The sequence below is a fragment of the Pseudopedobacter sp. genome, assembly GCF_040392825.1.
Taxonomy (GTDB): Bacteria; Bacteroidota; Bacteroidia; order Sphingobacteriales; family Sphingobacteriaceae; genus Pseudopedobacter.
The window spans coordinates 1-4,277 of sequence record NZ_JBEBVH010000310.1 but is presented as its reverse complement, the minus strand read 5'-3'; the positions used below and the strand labels follow the sequence as shown (position 1 = coordinate 4,277).

Annotated in this window: 3 protein-coding genes; all 3 read right to left on the bottom strand. The window is 39.6% G+C overall.

The window, feature by feature from the left end:
* The coding region (locus ABWO41_RS16010; RefSeq protein ID WP_353140197.1) for a glycoside hydrolase family 95 protein at positions 1-1,601 on the bottom strand (1,601 nt) is incomplete at its 3' end.
* A gap of 505 nt (positions 1,602-2,106) precedes the next feature.
* Positions 2,107-3,108 carry a pectinesterase family protein gene (locus tag ABWO41_RS16005; RefSeq protein WP_353140195.1) on the bottom strand — a complete coding sequence of 334 codons (1,002 nt, stop codon included), beginning with the start codon at positions 3,106-3,108 and terminating at the stop codon, positions 2,107-2,109.
* A gap of 73 nt (positions 3,109-3,181) precedes the next feature.
* The coding region (locus ABWO41_RS16000; protein ID WP_353140193.1) for a glycoside hydrolase family 3 C-terminal domain-containing protein at positions 3,182-4,277 on the bottom strand (1,096 nt) is incomplete at its 5' end.

Genomic DNA, 4,277 nt, shown 5'->3' with positions numbered 1-4,277 from the left:
ACAAGCTGATTGTCCATAGTAGTACCAGCGCTTACTCCTACGCCTGGTAAATAAGTGTTTTCGGGTGACATAGACGGCGCTACCACTAACCATTTATGCTTAGGTTCTTCCTGCAAAACATCAACATAAAACATAGCTGCTCCTTTTAATACATCATAATACTCCCTCAGGAAATCATTGTCTCCATTATAAAGGTAATGTTGCCAGATATGCTGACTTAACCACGCTCCACCCATTGGCCACATACCATAAAAGCCACCATCTACGGGGCCGGTTATACGCCATAGATCCGTGTTATGGTGCAGATTCCACCCTCTGGCTTTATACATCTGGCCGGCACTTTCTTTTCCGGTTTCCGACAGCTCTTTAAGCATCTTGAATAGAGGCTGATGCATCTCAGGAAGATTAGTAACCTCTGCAGGCCAATAATTCATTTCGGTATTGATGTTTACAGTATACTTACTATCCCATGGCGGACTCAATTTTTCGTTCCACTTGCCCTGAAGGTTTGCGGGCTGACTTCCGGGAAAAGAACTGCATATTAACAGATAACGCCCAAACTGGAAGTATAAAGATACCAGAGCAGGGTCATTACCTTCCTTAAAGTCTATTACCCTTTGATTGGTTGGTTTATCCATTACAGAAGTTACACCCAAATCCAGTTTAACTCTATTGAAGTATTGCTGATAGCTTTTGATATGATTTGCCTTAAGCTTTTTATAAGACTGTCCTGTTACCTCCGCCAATCTTTGCTTTACCCTGATATTCTCATTTGCACTGATGTCCTGATAGTTATTAAAATTGGTTCCTATAGAAATAAACAAGGTAACGGCATTGGCTTCTTTCACTACAAGTTTATTGTCTTTTATTTCTAAAGTACCGCCTTCCAGTTTAGGCACAACCTGTGTTTCAAACTTAACTCGTCCTTTTTTACCATCTACAGAAGACGAAACAGCTTTTAACAATAACCTATCTGTTAAAGCAATTTTCTGGAATTCTTTAAATGGCGCATCCATATCTATAGTGAAGGAAATGCTTTTGGTCTTACTTGCCGTTAGTCTTATGGCAATAACTTTTTTAGGTATAAGCGCAATATATTCACGCTTATAATCTATTCCGTTTGCCTGATAAGAAACTGATGCGGTCGCTTTTTCTATATCAAGATTCCGTCTGTAATTTATAAAACCACCATGGCCAAAGTCTAAAAATAAATTACCTGCAGTCTGGTACTGCATACCATAATTCCCTCCCTTAGGCGCCTGTCTGGGAAACGCTTTATTAGACAGATCCTGCGCTTCTTTATATTTGCCTTCGAACAGCAGTTTCCTGATCTCTGCAATTGCAGGATAAACGTTTGGAATGATATTGTTTCCCGGTTCACCAGCCCAAATAGTTTCTTCATTAAGCTGAATTCTGTCTTTCTGCACTCCCCCGAAAACCATACCTGCCAGAAAGCCATTGCCTATGGGCAGGGCCTCGTTCCAGTTTGCTGCCGGCTGGTTATACCATAACTCCATTGGATTTTGCTGTTGCGCAAAAACCAGACTTCCGTACAGTGAGAACAGTAACAGGAAAAGTGCTTTTTTAATAAAGTATCTCATTCTAAAAATTAATTTGTTCGATTATAAACTTTTTAATATTCTCATATTATGTATTCCAATACGTTTATGCTGGTTCAATAACACCTTTATTATGAAATCCAGAAACAAGTTCGCATTAGCGTCAAGTTAAGAACTTTTAGCAATCTAATCATATCATAATCCCCTCTCCCTTAATCCCTTCCGACAAGTCGGAAGACGGAAGTGCAAAATTCAAGAACGGTGTTTCATAGCAGAAACATTGTACTTTTCTCCTTCTCCCTGCTCCGAAGGAGTCCCTTTGGGAGGAGAAGGTGCCCAAAGGGCGGATAAGGGAACTCTTAACTTGACGCGTATGCGAAACAATTTGCCTAACGACAGTCAGGAGTTCGGGACGACTTAACTTATGTCCACACGATAGACTTTGGGCGGGATCAAGATAATGGGGAGTGAAAACCTCAACTTATATTGATTTGTATAAATTACATTTACCCTCAGGATAACTTACTACTCTATCTTTATTCACTAACTAAAACGGATTCCAGCTTCCTAAAACATTTTGTTTAGAATATAACTTAGCCTCTTCTGCTGTTAATTGCTTAGACCAGCTTACTCTTTTACCGGCCTGATATCCTTCCCCTTTACTCGCATATTCTGCATATCTCGCTGTTTTTTCATTATCAATATTTCCCCAATTATGCCATCCTTCCGGTCTGATGTGTCCGCCCATTTCACATTCCACAAAAACCACATTGGCATAAGGCCTCCACGGGCGGCCCAGGTAAACAGACGCTTTTCTAAGGTCTGATGTGGCTGTTATCTTACATTTCTGGAATATATAGCCATATTTTTGTTCCTGCGGTGTAGAAGCGGCCGTTAAATATCCATCTCTGAAACTATGCAAGATGCAATTTTCAAAGAAAGCTGTAGAACCACCAAAAATAAAATCTACCGTTCCGCCAATATAGGAATCTGTTACATATTGCAGCGTACCGTTTCCTGCATAAAATGTATCCTGAAAGCCAAGAAATTTACAGTTTTTAAAAGCTGATTTAGGTGCACCAATATTAATGGCCAATGCCTGCCCGGCATCTATACCAGAGGTATTTTCGATAGTACTCCGTTCTGCAGTAAAATTGTTTCCGTTAATAAATACCGATGCAGAACCGGAAGTACCATATTCTTTTCCTTCGCTATTGAGTCTCTTTGCATAATTATCATAGGTAATAATGGTTTTTTCGACATTTTCTCCCTTAAAAGAGACAAATGTTTTGGAAGATGGTACAGTTACTATTTCCTTATATATACCATTTTTTATATAAATAGTAAACGGTTTAGTCTTCCCACTTGGTACTGCATTTACGGCTTCCTGTATCGTCTTAAAATTACCCGATCCATCTTGCGCCACGATCAGGTCGTATTTGACAGTTTCTATTTGTTGTTCCTCTTTTTTAGGTGTATCGTCTGCTTTGCTGCTGCAAGACAAGCTTAACGATAAAACACTTATTAAAGCTGCGTATTTCAAATCCATTATATTTCTTGTTTATCTTTAATAACTATCTCAAAACTAACTAACTAACTAACTAACTAACTAACTAACTAAATCATCTGATAGTAAATGTCACCATTTTTAAATCTTCATCTGCAGAACTTTTACCTACCAGCAATTCATAATCTCCCGATTGTACCTGCATTGCTTTAGATTGTTCGTTCCACCATTCCAGCTGTTTAGGTGTAATTTTAAATACCACTTGTCGGGTTTGCCCGGCGTTAAAACTTAGCCTTCTGAAATCTCTCAATGTTTTTACAGGCCCGGTAGCATCTCCTTTTTTCCTTAAGTAAACCTGGACAACCTCGTCGCCACTCCGCTTACCAGTATTGGTTACCGGCACAGTTAGCTGTATTGTCTGTCCATTAGTAATAACCTGCTGATTTAAAATCGGATTTCCGTACTGGAATTGGGTATAGCTTAAACCATATCCAAATGGGAACAATGGTTTATCCTGCATATAACGATAGGTGCGACCGGCCATATCGTAATTTTCGAAATCAGGCAATTGTGTCGTATCCCGATAGAAGGTTATCGGTAAACGTCCAGAAGGATTATATTTCCCAAATAGAACATCGGCAACAGCTTGTCCGCCTGCCTGCCCCGGGTACCATGCCTGTACAATAGCTTCGCTATTGGCCATCTCATCTGCCAGCCCTATAGGCGAACCAGAACAGTTGATAAAAATAACTCTCTTACCTGCTTCTTTTAAAGCCTTTACAAACTGCCTTTGTATTGCCGGAAGCTGGATATCTGTACGGTCGCCACCTCTAAATCCAGGTAGCTTCACTCCCATTTCCTCCCCTTCTAAAGACGGGGAAATTCCTCCTACGAAAACAACTAAATCTGCTCCGGCAATATTTTTAATCGATTTATTGATATTTGCCTCTTCTTTATAGCCAATATCAAAATTCAATTGTGCGTCTCCATTATTATGAGCAAAGTAGAACTTAATATCATAGTTCTTACCTTGCTGGACTTTCATATTGTAAGTCTGCTTACGGCTACCGTGGTTTGTTTTAGCACTTTTTACTTCTGTACCATCTACCCATAAACTTAAAAGACCATTCATATAAAACTCCATTACCACTTCTCCCGATTTTGAAGGCTTAAACACACCCTCATAACTTGCAGAAAAATCTGTCAGTTCT